This is a genomic window from Streptomyces sp. CAU 1734 (assembly GCF_039888735.1).
In the GTDB taxonomy this organism is placed as follows: domain Bacteria; phylum Actinomycetota; class Actinomycetes; order Streptomycetales; family Streptomycetaceae; genus Streptomyces.
Map to the genome: position 1 here is coordinate 425,951 of NZ_JBDQQP010000002.1, position 19,966 is coordinate 445,916.

Below are 19,966 nucleotides of genomic sequence, written 5' to 3' on the forward strand. Positions count from 1 at the left end.
TCAGCCCCACCACTGATCGAACGCGAGCTTCACCACCAGCGCGAAGACCACCACCAGCAGCACTCCCCGGACGAATCCGCTCCCCTTCCGCAGCGCCATCAGCGCCCCCGCCGTGCCGCCCGCCAGATTGAAGACCGCCATCAGGGCGGCGAGCTGCCAGATCACCGATCCCTGCCAGGCGAAGACCACCAGCGCCCCGCCGTTGGTGCAGACATTGACGATCTTCGCGGTGGCCGAGGCGGTCACCAGATCGAGATGGAGCACCGCGGTGAGCGCGAGGACGAGAAAAGTGCCGGTCCCGGGACCGAAGAGACCGTCGTAGAAACCGATCCCGCCGCCGACCACCACCACCGCGGCGACCGCGCGCGCCCTGCCGACCCGCCGCCGCAGCGCCGGGTCGGACGGCGTGTCCGCACCGAAGGCGGGACGCAGTACGACAAAGGCGGCGACCGCCAGCAGTGCCACCATGATCACCGGCCGGAGCACCGCACTGCTGATCCCCGCCGCGAAGAACGCGCCGCCCATCGATCCGGCGAGCGCGGCCAGCCCGATCCGTACCGCCGTCCCCACCTCCACCGGGGTACTGCGCACATAGGTGACGGCCGCGCCGGTGGTGCCGACGATGGCGACGGCCTTGTTGGTGCCGAGGACCTGGGCGGCCGGGGCCTGTGGCAGCCCCAGCAGCAGGGCGGGGAGAAGGAGCAAACCGCCGCCTCCCACCACCGCGTCGATCCAGCCGGCCAGCGCGGCGGCGACACAGAGCAGCACCAGAGAGGTCAGCGATATATCGGGCATGATCGCGACCCTATGAAGGAGGCGCGCACGAGGTCCACCCGGCGCTTCCCGGGCGGGGAGCTCCGGCGCTCCCCGCCGGCCCGTCAGCCGGCCGGCCCCGGCCCCCGGACGCCGATCACCACCGTCGCGTTCAGCTCGTCCGAGGTCACCTTCCGCGCCGTCAGCCCGCCCCGGCCCACGATCTCCAGCGCCCGCGCGGCCTGCCGCTCACCGGTCTCGAAGAGCAGCGCCCCGCCGGGTGCCAGCCAGCCGCCCGCGCCGGCCGCCACCCGCCGCACCACGTCCAGTCCGTCCGCGCCGCCGTCCAGGGCGACGCGGGCCTCGTGGATCCGGGCCTCGGCCGGCAGCAGCCCGATCTCCTCGGTGGGCACATAGGGCACATTCGCCAGCAGCACATCGACCCGTCCCCGGAGCGCCGCGGGCAGGGGTGCGAAGAGATCCCCCCGGTGGACATGCCCGCCCGGGGCGGCCAGATTACGGCGGGCGCACCGCACCGCTGCCGGATCGATGTCGACGGCATGCAGCTCGGCGCCCGCGACTCCGGGAAACCGCCGGTGTCCGGCTCCCGCGACCAGCGCGGCGCCCAGCGCACCGGAACCGCAGCACAGATCCACGATCACGGCCGGGCCGGAACGCGGGCTGAGCAGACGGGCCGCCTGCCGGACGAGGAATTCGGTACGGCGCCGGGGCACGAAGACCCCCGGGTCCACAGCGAGCCGCAGCCCGCAGAACTCGGCCCAGCCGAGTACGTGTTCCAGAGGCTCCCCGGCGATGCGGCGCTCCGCCAGCGCGTCGAGATGGGCGGGGGTGCGGGCGCCGGCCGCCAGCAGTTCGGCCTCGTCCTCGGCGAAGACACAGCCGGCGCCGCGGAGCCGGGCGGCGAGAGCGGCACGGGAGTGCCCGGAGAGCCGGGAAAGTCGGGAGAGGGGTGACATGAGAGCCTTCCGGGAGTACCGAAGAGCGCTCTCCGATCACCGGCGCCGTGCGACCGGGAGCCCTTGGACCCGACCGGTGGCGTCACCGGCGGAAGCGGCGGTGAGGACAGCGGCGGACGAACCGCGGAGCGAGCCGGGACACGGACCGTGCTGCGGGAGCGCACGACCTGCGACAGCGGTCATGGGTCCCACCTCCTCGGTCCAGGGCCTGTTGCGCCGTCCACGGGGGACGGGGAGCGCAACAGTACCGGACCCGTCCGGCGCGGGCCGGTCATTCACCCGGGTCGGCGCGGAGTCGCCCGCGGGGAGCGGATCCGGTGGTGGACAGCGGCTCCGCCGCCCGGTACTCATACGCTGATCGCCCGGCCGTCCCGACGCCGGCCGGGCCGGGCGCTCTCGCACGGGCGTCCCCGTATGGCGAGTTCCGAGGAGCGAGGGCCATGACAGGCTGGAACACCGGCGACATCCCCGATCAGCACGGCCGCACCGCCGTGGTCACCGGGGCCAACAGCGGTATCGGGCTGATCACCGCGCGGGAGCTGGCGCGCAGGGGTGCCCGGGTGATTCTCGCCTGCCGCAGCGAGGAGCGCGGCAGGGCGGCCGAGAAGCGGATCCGGGCACATCTGCCCCAAGCGGAGGCGGAGTTCCGGCCACTGGACCTCGGCGATCTCGGCTCCGTACGGGAGTTCGCCGCCGCGTACCCCGACGACCGGCTCGATCTGCTGATCAACAACGCGGGTGTGATGTCCATGCCTCAGGGGCGGACGGCGGACGGTTTCGAGACCCACTTCGGCGTCAACCATCTGGGGCATTTCGCGCTGACCGGGCTGCTGCTGCCACGGCTGCTGGCCACCCCGGGGGCGCGGGTGGTGAGCGTGTCGAGTGTGATGCATGCCGTGGCCGATCCGGACATGGCGGACCTCAACAGCGAACGCGGGTACCGCCGGGCGGCCGCCTACGGCCGTTCCAAGTCGGCGAATCTGCTCTTCGTCCACGAGCTGGCGCGCCGGGCGGAGACGGCGGGCGCGGATCTCGTCGCCGCCGCCGCGCATCCCGGTTACTCGGCCACCAATCTCCAGACCGCGGCGGCCCGGCTGGAGGGGCGCGGGCTCGCCGAACGGATCATGGGCCTGGGCAATCTGCTCTTCGCGCAGCCCGCCTCGGCGGGGGCGCTGCCGACGCTGTACGCGGCGACCGCCCCCGGAGTCCGTCCCGACTCCTTCACCGGCCCGGGCCGGCTGGGCTGGCGCGGCGCCCCGGCCCCGGCCTGGCGGACGGCGGGTTCACGGCGGGACGCGGCGGGCGAGCGGCTCTGGGCGGCGTCCGAGCGGCTCACGGGTGTGGTGTACGAGGGACTCACGGCCTGACCCGCGCACTTCGGGCCGCCCGTGGACGCCCCCCGTGGACGCGCACGGCCACGGGCAACCGCCGGCGGGAGGATCATCCGCGTCAACGTCGTGTGAAGACGGGCGCCTTCGGCGCAAGAAACCCGACAAAAGGGCCCGCCGGCCGGAAAACGCGCCCCCACGCTGGGGCTGCCCTCTCCCTGGGCAGCCCTGGCGATCAGGGTTCCACTTCCGGAGGTACCCGCCACGATGACCGTCCGCTCAACGTCCTCAGGCCCGGCCGGGGGGACGGCCGCGACCCCCCGCGCCGCGCCCGGGACCGTCCCCGGCGACCGGCACCGGCTCACCGCGACCCAGGGGCTGGCGGCGCTCTCCCTGGACGCGATGGCCTCGGTGGCGTACGGACCCGAGGCCATCGTCCTCGTCCTGGCCGCGGCGGGGGCGGCCGGGCTCGGGTACACCCTCCCCGTCACCCTCGCCATCGCCGGACTGCTCACCGTGCTGGTGGCCTCCTACCGCCAGGTCATCGCCGCCTTCCCGAACGGCGGCGGTTCCTACGCCGTCGCCAAGGCCCGTCTCGGGCGGCGCACCGGGCTCGTCGCGGCGGCCTCGCTCGTGCTCGACTACGTACTGAATGTGGCGGTCTCCGTGACCGCCGGTGTCGCGGCCCTCACCTCCGCCTTCCCCGGTCTCCACGACGACCGGCTGCCGCTCTGCCTCGGGGTGCTGGTCCTGGTGACCGCGGTGAATCTGCGCGGCATCGTCGACTCGGCCAGGGCGTTCATCGTGCCGACGGCGGTCTTCGTCGGTTCGATCCTGACGGTGATCGCCGTCGGGCTCTTCCGCTCGGCCCCGGCCTCCACCGAGGCGGCGGCCGGTCATGCCTCGGCACTGGGCGACAGCGCCGGCACGGTGGGCGCGCTGCTGCTGCTCAAGGCGTTCGCGTCCGGCTGCTCGGCGCTGACCGGGGTGGAGGCGGTGGCCAACGCCGTGCCGTCCTTCCGAGCCCCGGCGGCCCGGCGCGCGCAGCGCACCGAGGTGGCGCTCGGCGTGCTGCTGGGCGTGATGCTGATCGGGCTCTCGGTGCTCATCGGCCGCTTCCAGCTCCAGCCGGTGGAGGGGGTGACCGTGCTGGCTCAGCTCGCGGACGCCTCGCTCGGCCACAACTGGGGCTTCTATGTGGTGCAGTTCGCCACGGTCGTCCTGCTGGCGCTGGCCGCGAACACCTCCTTCGGCGGACTGCCGGTGCTGATGTCGCTGCTGGCCAGGGACAATTATCTGCCGCATGTCTTCCGGCTGAAGGCCGACCGCGAGGTGCACCGGCACGGGGTGATCGCGCTCGCCGCCGTCGCCGCCCTGCTGCTGGCCTTCTCCGGCGGGGACACCAACACCCTGGTGCCGCTCTTCGCGATCGGGGTCTTCGTCGGATTCACCGTCTGCCAGGCGGGGATGGTGATCCACTGGCGTGCCGAACGATCCGCCGGATGGCGGCGCAAGGCCGTGCTGAACGGCATGGGGAGCGTGCTGACCGGGGTGAGCGCGGTCGTGGTCACCGTGACGAAGTTCACCGAGGGCGCCTGGCTGGTCGTGATCGCCCTGCCGGTGCTGGTGCTTCTCTTCGAGCGGGTGCACCAGGCGTACGGGGATCTCGACGAGCGCATCGGTCTGGGCCGGGTGCCCGAGGCGCCGCACCGGGACCGGTCGCTGGTGATCGTGCCGGTGTCGCATCTGTCCCGGCTCACCCGGGAGGCGGTGAACGCGGCCGTCTCGCTGGGGGACGAGGTGCGGGCGGTGACGGTCAGCCATCCGGGCGCGGAGGACCGGGAGGAGACGTCGGCGCTGCGCAGGGACTGGGAGCTGTGGAACCCGGGAGTGGATCTGGTGGAGCTCCACTCGGAGCACCGCACCATCGGCCGGCCGGTCTCCGAGTACGTCCGCCGGGTCCACCGGTACCACCCGAACACCCGGGTCACCGTGCTGATACCGGAGGTGGAGCCCGAACGCCTCTGGCAGCGGCTGCTCCAGAACCAGCGGGGGGCGGTGCTGGCCCACGCCGTGCGCCGGGACACCGGGGCGGTGATCTGCCGGCTGCGATTCCGGCTCGCCGACACCGGTACGCCCCGCCCTTCCCGTACGCCCCGCGCTCCCCGTACGGGAGGGGGCGACCGCACACCCGGCGGGTAGGCACGGGCGGGGTGAGCCGCCCTCACACGCCCGCCCCTCCCGTGCCCGCCCGGCGGCGCTAGCCGGTCGCCTCGGCGGGGGCGCCGCCCCTCAGCAGGGCGGCGCCCAGCGGGGTGAGGGTGTGCAGTACGGCGTTGCCGTGCCGGAGGGTGAGTATCAGACCGGCTTCCCGGAGCACCGCCGCATGCTGGCTCGCGGAGGCGAGCGAGACCCCCGCCCGGCGGGCGAGCTCACTGGTCGTACAGCCGTAGCGGATGGCCTGGAGGACGGCGGAGCGGGTGTGGCCCACCAGCCGGCCCAGGGAGGGCGCCAGAGCGGCTCCCTGGGCCTCTCCGAAGGCGGGGTCGGGGGTGTGGGCGGCGGCGGGGTAGACCAGCACGGGCGGAAGCGAGGGATCGCGGTAGACGACCGGGGTGCCCCGGCAGAAGAACGACGGCTGGAGCAGCAAGCCCCGCCCGTCGAGCCGCAGATCCCGGTCGACCGGGTACTCCGACTCCAGCACCGGGGCCCGCCAGCGCATCACGGGCGGCAGTGAGCCGAGGAGTTCGGCCGCGCCGCCGTCGAGCAGCGCCCGGCCGCGCATGGCCCGGTCCGCCTCGACCCTGGCCTGTATATGTGCCCAGTACGGCTCGATCGCGGCCCGGTGGTAGCTCCGCAGCACCGATACGAGGCGGGCCAGCGGCTCGGTTCTGCCGTCGGCGAGCCCGGCGAGACGGCCGGCCCGCTCGGCCGCCCTGAAGACGGCCCGGGCCCCCGCGCGCTCCCCGGAACGCCCGGCGGACCCGGCTCCTGGACGCCCGTCCGAGGCGCCGGCGTCCGCCCCGGAGCCGTCGGCGGCCGTCCCGGACGGCGCGCGTCCGTCCGGGCCCCGGCCGTCGATTCCACGGGTGCCGGGCATGCGCCCGTCGACATCGCAACGCCCATCGGCTCCGCGCCCGTCGAATCCGCGTCCGTCGGCCATCAGCCCCTCGGCCCCGAGCCCGTCGAACGCACGCCTTTCCGCCGCGCGCGCGTCCGCCGAACCGCCGTCGACCGTGCGCCCCTCGGGGCCTTCCGGGGACCGGCCGGCCGAGCGTTCGGCGGAACGGCCCGCTGTCACCAGAGTCAGTTCGGAATGGATCCGCGCGGGCTCGGTGGCCCGAATCGCCTCGAGCCCGGCCTCAAGGCCGCTGGCGCCCGGCGGCGGGGTGAGAAAGTCCGGGAAATATCCCCTCGGCGGCACCAGTGCAGCCAGCAAGCTTGTTTCACCATTCAACCGCGCGCGGGTTTCCGACCGCCATTCGCCGAACATCTGAGCGCGCCGCCGCTCTCTCAATCGATGAAAGCTCAGAATCGTTTCCCACAAAGCATCCGGCTTGACGGCCATTCGGACTCTGGCCAGATCTTCGCCAGTGAAATGGATACGTAGCACCGAACCCCCACTGTTGCACCCGCAATCGCCCCGATCACTGAGTATGCACGTCATCACAGGCCGTTACCACGGTGTTTCGGCCAGAGTTGAAATGCCTCGCCCATGCCGGGTGCGAACCGAAAGGCTGTACGGCGTCGGGCAGGTTCCTTCTGTCTCCGATGGATGCGACGAAGACCGTGGGGGGCTTCGCACATCCGGCGGCGGGTGACAGATGGTGCGGCTCCCTGTCCGGCAGGGGTAATGGGGCGCGGCCCGTGGATGGGGATCCACAGGCCGCGCCCCGTCCCTTGTTCGCCGGATGGGCGGACAGAATTACGGCTTTCGTCAAGATCCGCGATACGCCTGCCTTATGTCAGCACCACACGCTGCTTATACCTGCCACACAACGGGGCGGATCTGCCATGCAACCGTCAAGAACGATATTTACGCAGGGTCTTTACTGATGTGCGGAAAGAAACGGGAGAGAGGGAGAGACGCGCGGTGCCGGAGCCGTCCGGAGCGGGGAGTGGGAGGGGCGGGCAGACCGCACAGGGGCCCGCCCCTCCCGGGGTCCGGAGCCGCCGCCGGCCGGGCGAGGGTGAGGTTCGGCCGACTAGGGCTCCGGCGTCGAATGGCCTGAAGAAGACCCAGGGCGCACAGAGATTCCGGAGAACACAGCCGTCGCAGAGGCACCACCGGTGCCTCAGCGGGAGCCGTTCTCCCTCGGGGTCGCCGCCGCCCGCCCGGCCTCCAGCCGGGCCACCGGGATCCGGAACGGCGAGCAGGAGACATAGTCGAGGCCGGTGTGGTGGAAGAAGTGCACGGATTCCGGGTCACCGCCGTGTTCGCCGCAGACCCCGAGCTTCAGATCGGGGCGGGCCGCCCGACCGGCCGCCACCGCGCTCTTCACCAGCGCGCCGACGCCGTCCCGGTCGATGGTCTCGAACGGCGAGACCCCGAAAATGCCCTTCTCCAGATACGCGGTGAAGAACGACGCCTCCACATCGTCCCGGGAGAAGCCCCACACCGTCTGGGTGAGGTCATTGGTGCCGAAGCTGAAGAATTCGGCGGCCTCGGCGATCTGTCCGGCCGTCAGCGCCGCGCGCGGCAGTTCGATCATCGTGCCCAGCGGGAGTTTCAGCCCGATGCCGGTGGCCGCCTCCACCTCGGCGATGACCTTCTCCGCCTCCTCCCGGACGATCTCCAGCTCCTGGACGGTGCCCACCAGCGGAATCATGATCTCGGCGCGCGGATCGCCCTTGGCCTCCAGGCGGGCGGCGGCGGCCTCGGCGATGGCCCGTACCTGCATGGTGAAGAGCCCCGGGATGACCAGACCCAGGCGTACCCCGCGCAGACCCAGCATCGGGTTCTGCTCATGGAGCCGGTGCACGGCCTGGAGCAGCCGGAGGTCGTTCTCGTTGTGGTCCTGGCGGGCCTCGGCGAGCGCGACCCGTACCGACAGCTCGGTGATGTCCGGCAGGAATTCGTGCAGCGGCGGGTCGAGCAGCCGGACCGTGACCGGAAGGCCGTCCATCGCCTCGAACAGCTCGATGAAGTCGCTCCGCTGGAGCGGCAGCAGCTGCTCCAGCGCGCCGGCCCGCTCCTCGTCCGTGTCGGCGAGGATCAGCTTCTCGACCATCTCGCGGCGCTCGCCGAGGAACATGTGCTCGGTCCGGCAGAGTCCGATGCCCTGGGCGCCGAAGCGGCGGGCCCGCAGGGCGTCCTCCGCGTTGTCGGCGTTGGCCCGCACGCGCAGCCGGCGCACCCGGTCCGCGTACGCCATCATCCGGTGGACCGCGACGACCAGTTCATCGGCGTCGTCCGCGCCGGCGTGCATCCGGCCCTCGAAGTACTCGACCACCGGGGAGGGCACGACCGGCACCTCGCCCCGGTACACCTTGCCGGTGGAGCCGTCCACGGAGACGACGTCGCCCTCCTCGATGACGGTGCCGCCCACCGTCATCCGGCGCCGCTTGGTGTCGACTTCGAGCTCCTCGGCGCCGCAGACACAGGTCTTGCCCATGCCCCGGGCGACGACGGCGGCGTGGGAGGTCTTGCCGCCGCGCGAGGTGAGGATGCCCTGGGCGGCGATCATTCCGTCGAGGTCGTCGGGGTTGGTCTCCCGCCGGATCAGGATCACCCGCTCACCCGAGCGGGACCACTTGACGGCGGTGTACGAGTCGAAGACCGCCTTGCCGACGGCCGCGCCGGGCGAGGCGGCGATGCCCCGGCCCAGGAGCTCGGCCTTCGCCGACTCGTCGAAGCGGGGGAACATCAGCTGGGCGAGCTGGGCGCCGTTGACCCGCTGGAGCGCCTCGGCCTCGTCGATGAGGCCCTGGTCCACGAGCTGGGTGGCGATACGGAAGGCGGCTCCGGCGGTCCGCTTGCCCACCCGGGTCTGGAGCATCCAGAGCCTGCCGCGCTCGATGGTGAACTCGATGTCGCAGAGGTCCTTGTAGTGGTTCTCCAGGGTCTCCATGATCTGCATGAGCTGGTCGTACGACGGCTTGTCGATCGTCTCCAGCTCGGCGAGGGGCACGGTGTTGCGGATGCCGGCGACGACGTCCTCGCCCTGGGCGTTCTGGAGGTAGTCGCCGTAGACGCCCTGCTGGCCGCTGGCGGGGTCGCGGGTGAAGGCCACTCCGGTGCCGGAGTCGGGGCCGAGGTTGCCGAAGACCATGGAACAGATGTTGACGGCGGTCCCGAGGTCGCCGGGGATGCGCTCCTGGCGGCGGTAGAGCTTGGCGCGGTCGCCGTTCCAGGAGTCGAAGACCGCCATCACGGCGAGGTCCATCTGCTCCCGGGGGTCCTGCGGGAAGTCGCGGCCGGCCTCGGCCCGGACGATGTGCTTGAAGTGCTTCACCAGGTTCCGCAGATCTCCGGCGTCGAGATCGGTGTCGACGGAGACCTTCTTGGCGGCCTTGGCCTCCTCCAGCGCCTCCTCGAAGAGGTCGCCGTCGACTCCGAGCACGGTCTTGCCGAACATCTGGATGAGCCGGCGGTAGGAGTCCCAGGCGAAGCGCTCGTCACCGGACTGGTGGATGAGGCCGGCGACGGATTCGTCCGAGAGGCCGATGTTGAGAACGGTGTCCATCATCCCCGGCATGGAGAACTTCGCGCCGGAGCGCACGGACACCAGCAGCGGATCGTCGGTCTGGCCGAGCCGGCGGCCCATCCGCTCCTCCAGGGCGGCGAGGTGCGCACTCACCTCGTCGCGGAGGGCGGCGGGCTCGTGGCCGCTGTCGAGATAGACCCTGCATGCCTCGGTGGTGATGGTGAAGCCCGGAGGGACGGGCAGCCCGAGGTTGGTCATCTCGGCGAGGTTGGCGCCCTTGCCGCCGAGCAGGTCCTTCAGGTGCCGGTTGCCCTCGGTGAAGTCATAAACGAACTTGGGGCCCGGGTGATCTTTGTTCTCCGACACGGCTCTCGACCTTTCGAGGCTCGGTGGCTGCCCTGACGGCGAGGAACATACCCAGATCGAAGGCGTTCGGGTACGTCCACTTGGCCGTCATACGGCTGTAACCACTCGTCCGCCACCGGATCGAAAGGCGACTCGCCGGTAGCCGCTTCGAGACGTCCTCTTCATTGCTTGAACGCATCAATACGCCCGGTCATGATTCACCTTCACGGCGTCACGGAAGGTGTCGACTCACTTGATGAAGTGACACCAGACGAGATGGCACTCAGTGCCATCCTTCCGAGAGGTGCAGACATCAGCAAATCGCTCATCTGAGCGCACCCCCTATCAGGAGTGGCGAGAATCACGCGACGGAGGGGCGCGCGATTCCATCATCCGGACGGGTTGAACGCCGCCATGTGTCTACGGAACGCGGCGCGGTACGGCCCCGAAACGGGGCCGGTGGTACGGAAAGGGGCCGCGCGGGGCCGCAGGGGCCGCGACGGCCGGGCGGGGGCCGGGGCGCGGCCCTGTCACCGGCTTCACCGCCGACCCGGCCGACGGCCCTTTCGCCGGGCTGTCACCGGTCCCGGAGGGATCGGGCGCGCTCGGATGAGCCGTACGGAGCGGATGGCACTCCGTGCCCCGTACCGCCGAGAGCCCCTCGGGCCCGGGGCTTGTCAGCCGCCCGAGGTGTCGAGCTCGGCGTCCGGGCTCACACCGGCGCAGTCGTACGGGTCCTTCAGCCAGCCGTCCGGCAGGACCACCCGGTTGTTCCCCGAGGTGCGCCCGCGCGGGCCGTCCGCCCCCGCCGGCCAGGGCTGGTCCAGCTCCAGCTCCCCCAGCTGCTCGTCCAGCTCGGCCAGCGAGGAGGTGATCGCCAGCCGCTTGCGCATCTCCGAGCCGACCGCGAAGCCCTTGAGATACCAGGCCACGTGCTTGCGGAAGTCGATCACTCCGCGCGATTCATCGCCGATCCACTCCCCCAGCAGCTCCGCGTGCCGCCGCATCACCGCCGCGACCTCCCGCAGCGTGGGCTCGGCACGGGAGCCGGTGCCCTCGAAGGCCGCCACCAGATCGCCGAAGAGCCAGGGCCGCCCGAGGCAGCCGCGCCCGACGACCACACCGTCGCAGCCGGTCTCGCGCATCATCCGCAGCGCGTCGTCGGCCGACCAGATGTCGCCGTTGCCCAGCACCGGGATCTCGGGGACATGCTCCTTCAGCCGGGCGATGGCGTCCCAGTCGGCCGTGCCGCCGTAGTGCTGAGCCGCGGTGCGCCCGTGCAGGGCGATCGCGGTGACGCCCTCCTCGACCGCGATCCGCCCCGCGTCCAGGAAGGTGAGGTGATCGTCGTCGATGCCCTTGCGCATCTTCATGGTGACCGGCAGATTCCCGGCATGGGTGACGGCCTCGTGGAGGATCGCCCGCAGCAGCGGCCGCTTGTACGGAAGGGCGGAGCCGCCGCCCTTGCGGGTCACCTTGGGGACCGGGCAGCCGAAGTTCAGATCGATGTGGTCGGCCAGGCCCTCGTCCACGATCATGCGGACGGCCTTGCCGACGGTGACCGGGTCCACCCCGTACAGCTGAATCGACCGGGGCGTCTCGCTCGCGTCGAAGTGGATCAGCTGCATGGTCTTCTCATTGCGCTCGACCAGGGCGCGGGTGGTGATCATCTCGCTCACGAAGAGCCCCTTGCCGCCGCTGAACTCCCGGCACAGGGTGCGGAAGGGGGCATTGGTGATCCCGGCCATGGGGGCGAGCACCACCGGCGGCTGTACCGCGTGCGGGCCGATGGCGAGTGCCGGGGCGGAGGGGGCGGGGGCGAGCGTGGTCATGGCCCCATTGTCCCGTACCCGCGCAGCGCCGGGCGCACTTCATTAGTTATGCGTACTATCGGCCTCATGTCAGAGCTGACACCCCGACGGCGGCTGCTCGTCCTGGGCATCTGCTGTATGAGCCTGCTGATCGTCAGCCTCGACAACACCATCCTCAATGTGGCACTGCCGTCGATGGGCCGCGAGCTGAACGCCTCGGTCGCCGGGCTCCAGTGGACGATCGACGCGTACACCCTGGTCCTCGCCTCGCTGCTGATGCTCGCGGGCTCGACGGCGGACCGGATCGGCCGCCGCAAGGTCTTCATGGCCGGCCTGGTGCTCTTCACCCTCGGCTCGCTGCTCTGCTCGCTGGCGCCCAATCTGGAGTCGCTGGTCGCCTTCCGCATGATTCAGGCGGTGGGCGGCTCCATGCTCAACCCGGTCGCGATGTCGATCATCACCAATACCTTCACCGAGCCGGCCGAGCGGGCCCGGGCGATCGGGGTGTGGGGCGGGGTCGTCGGCATCTCCATGGCGGCGGGGCCGCTGATCGGCGGGCTGCTGGTGGACACGGTGGGCTGGCGCTCGATCTTCTGGGTCAATCTGCCGGTCGGTCTGCTGGCCCTGCTGCTGACCTGGCGCCATGTACCGGAATCCCGGGCTCCCAAACCCCGGCGGCCGGACCCGGTCGGCCAGGTGCTGATCATCGCGCTGCTCGGCTCGCTCACCTACGCGATCATCGAGTCGAACGCGGTCTTCGCGGGGATCGCGGTGGCCGCGCTGGTGGGGGTGGTCCTCTACGAGCCCCGGCGCCGCGAGCCGCTGATCGATCTGCGGTTCTTCCGGAGCGCGCCCTTCAGCGGCGCCACGGTGATCGCGGTGAGCGCCTTCGCCGCCCTGGGCGGATTCCTCTTCGTCAACACCCTCTACCTCCAGGAGGTACGCGGGTACTCGGCCCTCCACGCCGGCCTCTACATGCTCCCGATGGCGGGGACGACCCTGATCTGCGCGCCCCTGTCCGGGCGGCTGGTCGGCAGCCGGGGCCCCCGGATCCCGCTGCTGATCTCGGGTACGGCGATGGCGGCGAGCGGGGTGCTCTTCGCCGCCTTCGACGCGGAGACATCGGATGTGCTGCTCTTCACCGGCTATGTGCTCTTCGGCATCGGCTTCGGCACGGTGAACGCCCCGATCACCAATACGGCGGTCTCCGGGATGCCGCGCGCCCAGGCCGGGGTGGCCGCCGCCGTCGCCTCCACCAGCAGACAGATCGGACAGACACTCGGCGTCGCGGTGATCGGCGCGGTGCTGGCGGCCGGGGTGACGGTGAGCGCGGGCAGCGCGGCGTATGCGGGGATGTTCGTCGACGCCGGCCGGACCGTGTGGTGGATCATCGCCGGGTGCGGCTTCACGGTCCTGGTGGTCGGCGCGCTGACCAGCGGCGACTGGGCCCGGCGCACCGCCCGCCGCTGCGCCCGGACCCTGGAGCCCGCCGAACCGTCCGAGCCCCGCTCCCGCACCGGTGCCTAGGAGCCCTGGCCCTTGGCGAGCTCCTTGAAGTCGACCGTCTCGGAGGCGGGCGGCTCCACCACGGTGACCTTGGTGCCGTAGTCGCTGTAGAAGAGGGTGGAATTGAACGAGCCCTGCTTCATCTTGCCGCTCTCCACCTTCTTCACCAGCAGATCGTTCCTGTCGACCCAGATGTCCACCCGCTGGGTGGTGATCCCGGCGGTGGAGAGCTGCTTCTTCAGCCCCGCCAGCTCCTTCGCCCCGAGGGTGCTGTTGGCCGCGCTCAGCTCGGCCACATCGATGGTGCCCGAATAGCGGGTGGCCCGGACGCCCCGCACGGTCTCCTCGCCGGCCTTCTTCACATCGCCCGAGGCGAGCAGGGCCTTGACCGCCTGCTGCGGGGTGCTGTTCCGGAGCTGGTCCTTCAGCACACTGCCGGAGGGACCGGCCATCGCGGCGAGGTCGTCATAGCTGTAGCGGATCCACTGCTTCCCGCCGAGCGCGGCAGCCGCGGCCGGGCCCATGTCGACCACATAGCCGTCCGCGAAATAGCGCACCTGCATGGGGCCGCTGATGCCGGACTGCCTCATGGTCTCCATCACCTGACCACCGGTGTAGGTGACCTGCATATTGCCGCTCACACCGTCGGACCAGGCGATGGATCCCGACTGCTCCATCGACATGAGGTCGCCCACCGCCGTGGTGCCCTCGACCTTGGCGGAATCCGCGCCGCCGGTCTTCTCCCGCACACTGCGCAGCGCGGCGACCGGGTCGGCCTTCAGCAGCTCGCCGTCACCGCCCCCGCCGGATCCGCCCTTGGCCTCACCGGATCCGCCACAGGCCGCGAGCGACCCCGTCACCGCGGCCAGAGCGGCGCCAACACACAGGCGCCTCAGGGTCTTTGACATCTTTCCGTCCCCCTCGTCGAGTGGATTCCACCGTAGCGCGGCCCTCTGACAGTCCCCGGTTCTCGGACGGAGGGCGGGACAAGGCTGTTACGCGCCCCGGCGCGCGCGGGAACCACCCGCCGCCGCACCCGCACGCACGACGGCCCCGGACCGAGATCGGTCCGGGGCCGTGCGCGTGGATCGGCGGACGCTAGGCCGTTTCTTTCGGATCTTGCTGGGGCTCGCGTGCCCTGGTGCCGCGCCTCGCCGCGTTGTCGTCAATCACCAATGGCCCCCTATGCCCTGCGGGCATGGGAGGTGCCCCCACCGCAGTGGCTCAATCCTCCGCCTTGCGATCCACGGCACCAGACCCCGCTCACTCACCCAGCCTGATCCGAAAGAAACGACCTAGGCGCCCGACGCCGCCGAGCCGTCGTCCTGGCTCTGCGCGTCCTGCTCGCCGGGCTTGTCCTGGGCGCGCTCGCGCATCTTGCGCAGCAGCTCGGACTTCTGCTCGGCGGCGGTCTGGCGGTTCTGCTGGCCGCTCGGACCATGGCCCTGCTGTTCGGCGCGGGACAGCTTCTTGCGCTGTCCACCGACACCGAGGAGGTTGTTACGGCTCTTGGCCACGGGGCTCTCCCATCGTGGTGAGAAGTGACTGGGGAATCGTCAGACGAGGGCGGACCGGGTCCGCCGCTCTCTCACTCGTAGATCTGGAAGAACGAATACATACGGAAGACGGTACAGGCCCGCGCCGGAGCCACGCACCAGATTTTGCCGCCCGCACGGCGGAGGGCCGGCCCGGCGTACTGCCGGACCGGCCCTCTCACACGCTGTCCGTCCGGAGTCAGCAGCCGATCAGACGGGCGCCGAGGTACGCCTGGATCTGGTCGAGCGAGACCCGCTCCTGCGCCATCGTGTCACGCTCGCGCACGGTGACCGCGTTGTCGTCGAGGGTGTCGAAGTCGACCGTCACACAGAACGGGGTGCCGATCTCGTCCTGACGGCGGTAGCGGCGGCCGATCGCGCCCGCGTCGTCGAACTCGATGTTCCAGTTCTGCCGCAGGTCGGCGGCGAGGCCCTTGGCCTTCGGGGAGAGCTGCGGGTTGCGGGAGAGCGGCAGCACCGCGACCTTGACCGGCGCGAGGCGCGGGTGCAGGCGCATCACGACGCGCTTCTCCATGACGCCCTTGGCGTTGGGGGCCTCGTCCTCGTTGTACGCGTCGAGGAGGAAGGCCAGCATCGCGCGGCCGACACCGGCGGCGGGCTCGATGACATACGGGGTCCAGCGCTCGCCGGCCTCCTGGTCGAAGTACGACAGGTCGGTGCCGGACGCCTTGGAGTGCGCCGTGAGGTCGTAGTCGGTGCGGTTGGCGACGCCCTCCAGCTCGCCCCACTCATTGCCGCCGAACTGGAAGCGGTACTCGATGTCGGCGGTCCGCTTGGAGTAGTGGGAGAGCTTCTCCTTCGGGTGCTCGTACCACCGCATGTTCTCCTCGCGCATGCCGAGCGAGGTGTACCAGTTCCAGCGCTGGTCCATCCAGTACTGCTGCCACTCCTCGTCCTCGCCGGGCTTGACGAAGAACTCCATCTCCATCTGCTCGAACTCGCGGGTGCGGAAGATGAAGTTGCCGGGCGTGATCTCGTTCCGGAAGGACTTGCCCATCTGGGCGATGCCGAACGGCGGCTTCTTCCGCGAGGAGTGCTGCACCTGGGCGAAGTTGGTGAAGATGCCCTGGGCGGTCTCGGGGCGCAGATACGCGACCGAGCCCGAGTCCTGGGTGGGGCCGAGGTGGGTGGAGAGCAGACCGGAGAACTGCTTGGGGTCCGTGAAGGTCCCCTTGTTGCCGCAGTTGGGGCAGTTGATGTCGGCGAGGCCGTGCTCGGGCGCCTTGTTGTGCTTCGCCTCGTACGCCTCCTCCAGGTGGTCGGCGCGGTAGCGCTTGTGACAGGAGGTGCACTCGGTGAGCGGGTCGCTGAAGGTGGCGACGTGGCCGGAGGCCTCCCAGACCTCACTGGCCAGGATCACCGACGAGTCGAGACCGACGACGTCCTCCCGCGCGGTGACCATGTAGCGCCACCACTGACGCTTGATGTTCTCCTTCAGCTCGACACCCAGCGGTCCGTAGTCCCAGGCGGCGCGCTGGCCGCCGTAGATCTCACTACAGGGGTAGACGAAGCCACGGCGCTTGCTCAGGTTGACGATGGTGTCGATCTTGTCGGCGGCCACGGTGCTCTCTTCATAGACGACGGCGACGAACGGCGAATGCTTCAGATTACCGGCGTGCGCACCCCCCGAATCAAATCGGTGCCGGTCCGGGCGCCGGGCTGTGACCCACATCCCCTTTGTTGACAATCGTTTCCACTTTTGTTGAAAATGAGTGTCATGAACGTACGACGCCTCATACGCACCTCCACCGCCGCGGGAGCTCTCGCCCTCGGCCTGCTCGCCGTCTCCGCCTGCTCCACGACGGGCACCGGCGACGGCAAGGAGGGCGGCAGGCTGAAGGTGGTGGCGTCGTTCTATCCGATGGAATTCCTCGCCGAGCGCATCGGCGGCGATCATGTGACCGTCTCCACCCTCACCAAGCCGGGTGTCGAGCCGCATGATCTCGAACTGAAGCCCCGCCAGACCGCCGAACTGGGCGAGGCCGGCTACATCCTCTACCTCAAGGGCCTCCAGCCCGCCGTGGACAAGGCGATCGACCAGTCCGGCGTGAAGCACCGCGTGGACGCCGCCTCGCTGACCGAGCTCGCCCACCACGAGGAGGAGGCCGGTCACACCGAGGGTGACGGCCACGACCACGCCGAGGACGACGGCCACGGCCATGACCACGGCGAGGCCGGCGGCGACCCGCACATCTGGCTCGACCCGGTGAAGTACGCCGAGGTCGCCAAGGGTGTCGGCGCCTCCCTGGCCAAGGCCGACCCCGGCAACGCCGCCGCGTACGAGAAGAACGCCGACACCCTGATCGGCGAGCTGACCGCGCTGGACACCGCGTACGAGACCGGGCTGCGGAACACCGCGACCAAGAGCTTCATCACCGCCCACGAGTCCTTCGGCTACCTCGCCGAGCGGTACGGACTGGACCAGGAGGGCATCGCGGGCATCAGCCCCGAGTCCGAGCCCAGCCCCGCGCGGATCAAGGAGCTCCAGAACCTCGCGAAGCGCGAGAAGGTCACCACGGTCTTCTTCGAGACGCTGGCCAGCGACCGGACCGCCAAGACCCTCGCATCGGACACCGGGCTGCGGACGGACGTCCTGGACCCGCTGGAGGGAATCACCGAGAAGTCCCGGGGCGACGACTACCTCGCCGTCATGGAATCCAATCTGGCCGCCCTGCGCACCGCGCTCGGCGCCAAGTGACCCGACACATCGGAGAAAACGGTGAGTGAGCCCTCCATATCCGCCGCCCCCGCCATCTCCGTGCGCGGCGCGCGCGCCGTCCTCGGCTCGCGACCGGTGCTGCGCGGAATCGATCTGACCGTGGAGCGCGGCGAGGTCGCCGCGCTGCTCGGCGCGAACGGCTCCGGCAAGTCCACCGCCGTGCGCTCCGTCATCGGCCGGATCCCGCTCACCGAGGGCCGGGTCGAGCTCTTCGGCACCGAACTGCGCCGCTTCCGCCAGTGGCACCGGATCGGCTACGTCCCCCAGCGCACCACCGCCGCGAGCGGGGTGCCCGCCACCGTGCGCGAGGTCGTCTCGTCGGGCCGGCTCTCCCGGGCCCGCCTGGGCCGGCTGCGCCGTGCCGACCGGGCCGCCGTGGACCGGGCGATCGAGCTGGTCGGACTCGGCGACCGCGCCGGGGACTCGGTGAGCGCGCTCTCCGGCGGCCAGCACCAGCGGGTGCTGATCGCCCGCGCGCTGGCCTCCGAACCCGAGCTGCTGATCATGGACGAGCCGATGGCCGGCGTCGACCTGGCCAGCCAGGAGGTCCTCGCCGAGACACTCCGCGACCAGGTAGCGGCCGGCACGACCGTCCTCCTGGTCCTGCACGAGCTGGGCGCCATCGAGCCGCTGATCGACCGCGCGGTGGTGCTCCGCGACGGCTGCGTGGTGCACGACGGCCCGCCGCCGAAGGCCGTGGGCCAGCACGCCCTCCCCGGCCACGACCATGTCCACCCCCATGCGGCGGACGAGCCGCTGCGCACAGGACTGCTGACCTGACATGGAAATCCTCGACACCGCTTTCATGCAGCGGGCGCTTCTCGCCGCCCTGCTGGTCGGCATCACCGCGCCCGCCATCGGCATCTATCTGGTGCAGCGACGGCAGGCCCTGATGGGCGACGGCATCGGCCATGTCGCCATGACCGGCGTCGGCCTCGGCTTCCTGCTCTCCACCAACCCGATCTGGATGGCGACCATCGTCTCCGTCGCCGGCGCCATCACCATGGAGCTGATCAGGGCGTACGGACGGACCCGCGGGGACATCGCGCTGGCGATGCTCTTCTACGGCGGCATGGCGGGCGGCGTGCTGCTGATCAACCTCTCCGACGCCGGCTCCACCGCCAACCTCAGCTCCTTCCTCTTCGGATCGCTCTCCACCGTCTCGGACGCCGACCTGCTGGCGATCTCCCTGCTCGCCGCCTTCGTGGTCCTGGTCTCGGTGGGACTGCGGCGCCAGCTCTTCGCGGTCAGCCAGGACGAGGAATTCGCCCGGGTCACCGGGCTGCCGGTACGGGCGCTCAATCTCCTCATCGCGGTCACCGCGGCGGTCACCGTCTCGGTCGCCATGCGCGTGGTGGGCCTGCTGCTGGTCAGCGCGCTGATGGTGGTCCCGGTCGCGGCGGCCCAGCAGATCTCCCGCTCCTTCCGGGCGACCTTCGCCCTGGCGGTCGCGATCGGCGTCACCGTCACCCTGGCGGGCACCGCCACCTCCTACTACCGCGACGTCCCGCCCGGCGCGACGATCGTGCTGCTCGCCATCGGGGTCTTCATCGTCCTGACCGCGCTGGCCACCCCTCTGGCGAGGCGGCGCGCGCGGCGCGCGGAGGCCCCTCGGCGGCCCGCCGAGTGCCTCGTGGAGCTCCCGGACGCCCGCCGTCCGGGCGACGACGTCCGGGTCTGACGCCGAGCCTGGCAGAATTGGCCCCGACAGGCAGTGGGGCTAAGCGAGGAGGCACCTGTGGCGACGGCGCCAAGCGGCGGGAACACCGCTCCGGTACGAGGCCGGTCGACGCGGCAGCGTGCGGCGGTGGCGGCGGCCCTCGACGAGGTGGACGAGTTCCGCAGCGCGCAGGAATTGCACGACATGCTCAAGCACCGCGGCGACTCGGTCGGTCTGACCACGGTCTACCGCACGCTTCAGTCGCTCGCCGACGCGGGCGAGGTGGACGTGCTCCGCACCAGCGACGGCGAATCGGTCTACCGGCGCTGTTCCACCGACGACCACCACCACCATCTGGTCTGCCGCGTCTGCGGCAAGGCGGTGGAGGTGGAGGGGCCCGCGGTGGAGCAGTGGGCGGAGACGGTGGCGGCGCAGCACGGGTTCGTGAACGTGGCGCACACGGTGGAGATCTTCGGCACGTGCGCGGAGTGCGCCGCGAAGCCCTGACGCGGGGCTGCGCGTCCCTTTTCGCGGGGCTCCGCCCCGCGCCTCAGCCGCCGGCGCGGCTGAGCTCCGTGCGCCCTCGCCCCGGCCGGCGGGGCCGAATCCTGTGCGCCCTTCCCCGTGGCGCGGGTCCTCTCCCGGGGCTCCGCCCCGGACCCGG

The 19,966-nt window shown here is 71.0% G+C and carries 15 protein-coding genes; 7 read left to right on the forward strand and 8 right to left on the reverse strand.

Annotated elements, in window-relative coordinates; translation table 11 throughout:
* Positions 1–795 (reverse strand): TSUP family transporter, encoded by a 795-nt coding sequence (locus AAFN69_RS05570; RefSeq protein WP_347727139.1) that lies wholly within the window; start codon positions 793–795, stop codon positions 1–3.
* 83 nt (positions 796–878) lie between these two features.
* A complete protein-coding gene (locus AAFN69_RS05575; RefSeq protein ID WP_347727140.1) occupies positions 879–1,730 on the reverse strand; it encodes a putative protein N(5)-glutamine methyltransferase in 852 nt (283 codons plus the stop codon).
* Positions 1,731–2,170: 440 nt separating this feature from the next.
* Here AAFN69_RS05575 and AAFN69_RS05580 point away from each other — a divergent pair, with 440 nt between their 5' ends.
* Together AAFN69_RS05580 and AAFN69_RS05585 are read left to right on the forward strand one after the other, a co-directional pair.
* Positions 2,171–3,097, forward strand: coding sequence for an oxidoreductase (locus tag AAFN69_RS05580; protein WP_347727141.1), 927 nt, complete (start codon positions 2,171–2,173; stop codon positions 3,095–3,097).
* A gap of 228 nt (positions 3,098–3,325) precedes the next feature.
* Positions 3,326–5,260 (forward strand): APC family permease, encoded by a 1,935-nt coding sequence (locus AAFN69_RS05585; RefSeq protein WP_347727142.1) that lies wholly within the window; start codon positions 3,326–3,328, stop codon positions 5,258–5,260.
* A gap of 58 nt (positions 5,261–5,318) precedes the next feature.
* Here AAFN69_RS05585 and AAFN69_RS05590 read toward each other — a convergent pair whose 3' ends face one another.
* From AAFN69_RS05590 to dusB, 3 genes are all read right to left on the reverse strand, one after another.
* The gene (locus tag AAFN69_RS05590) at positions 5,319–6,158 is read right to left on the reverse strand and encodes a winged helix-turn-helix domain-containing protein (protein ID WP_347727280.1); all 840 of its coding nucleotides are present in this window, start codon (positions 6,156–6,158) and stop codon (positions 5,319–5,321) included.
* A gap of 1,195 nt (positions 6,159–7,353) precedes the next feature.
* Positions 7,354–10,071, reverse strand: coding sequence for a pyruvate, phosphate dikinase (gene ppdK / locus AAFN69_RS05595; protein WP_347727143.1), 2,718 nt, complete (start codon positions 10,069–10,071; stop codon positions 7,354–7,356).
* 656 nt (positions 10,072–10,727) lie between these two features.
* On the reverse strand, positions 10,728–11,882 hold the full coding sequence (dusB, locus tag AAFN69_RS05600; protein ID WP_347727144.1) for a tRNA dihydrouridine synthase DusB: 1,155 nt from the start codon (positions 11,880–11,882) through the stop codon (positions 10,728–10,730).
* A gap of 66 nt (positions 11,883–11,948) precedes the next feature.
* Between dusB and AAFN69_RS05605 the strand changes: the two genes are divergently transcribed.
* Positions 11,949–13,388, forward strand: coding sequence for an MFS transporter (locus AAFN69_RS05605; RefSeq protein WP_347727145.1), 1,440 nt, complete (start codon positions 11,949–11,951; stop codon positions 13,386–13,388).
* Here AAFN69_RS05605 and AAFN69_RS05610 read toward each other — a convergent pair.
* From AAFN69_RS05610 to AAFN69_RS05620, 3 genes are all read right to left on the reverse strand, one after another.
* On the reverse strand, positions 13,385–14,275 hold the full coding sequence (locus AAFN69_RS05610; protein ID WP_347727146.1) for a hypothetical protein: 891 nt from the start codon (positions 14,273–14,275) through the stop codon (positions 13,385–13,387). The two genes, AAFN69_RS05605 and AAFN69_RS05610, sit on opposite strands and share 4 nt — an antisense overlap.
* A 387-nt stretch (positions 14,276–14,662) precedes the next feature.
* On the reverse strand, positions 14,663–14,884 hold the full coding sequence (locus AAFN69_RS05615; protein WP_347727147.1) for a DUF6243 family protein: 222 nt from the start codon (positions 14,882–14,884) through the stop codon (positions 14,663–14,665).
* 217 nt (positions 14,885–15,101) lie between these two features.
* Positions 15,102–16,484 (reverse strand): glycine--tRNA ligase, encoded by a 1,383-nt coding sequence (locus AAFN69_RS05620; protein ID WP_347727148.1) that lies wholly within the window; start codon positions 16,482–16,484, stop codon positions 15,102–15,104.
* 156 nt (positions 16,485–16,640) lie between these two features.
* On the opposite strand from AAFN69_RS05620, the gene AAFN69_RS05625 reads away from it, so the two are divergent.
* From AAFN69_RS05625 to AAFN69_RS05640, 4 genes are read left to right on the forward strand one after another with little or no spacing between them, the layout of a single operon-like run.
* Positions 16,641–17,621: a metal ABC transporter substrate-binding protein gene (locus AAFN69_RS05625; protein WP_347727149.1), complete on the forward strand. Its 981-nt coding sequence runs from the start codon at positions 16,641–16,643 to the stop codon at positions 17,619–17,621.
* A gap of 21 nt (positions 17,622–17,642) precedes the next feature.
* Positions 17,643–18,422 (forward strand): metal ABC transporter ATP-binding protein, encoded by a 780-nt coding sequence (locus tag AAFN69_RS05630; RefSeq protein WP_347727150.1) that lies wholly within the window; start codon positions 17,643–17,645, stop codon positions 18,420–18,422.
* Position 18,423: 1 nt separating this feature from the next.
* Positions 18,424–19,323 (forward strand): metal ABC transporter permease, encoded by a 900-nt coding sequence (locus tag AAFN69_RS05635; protein WP_347727151.1) that lies wholly within the window; start codon positions 18,424–18,426, stop codon positions 19,321–19,323.
* A gap of 57 nt (positions 19,324–19,380) precedes the next feature.
* Positions 19,381–19,809 carry a transcriptional repressor gene (locus AAFN69_RS05640; RefSeq protein WP_347727152.1) on the forward strand — a complete coding sequence of 143 codons (429 nt, stop codon included), beginning with the start codon at positions 19,381–19,383 and terminating at the stop codon, positions 19,807–19,809.
* The last annotated feature ends 157 nt before the right edge of the window (positions 19,810–19,966 follow it).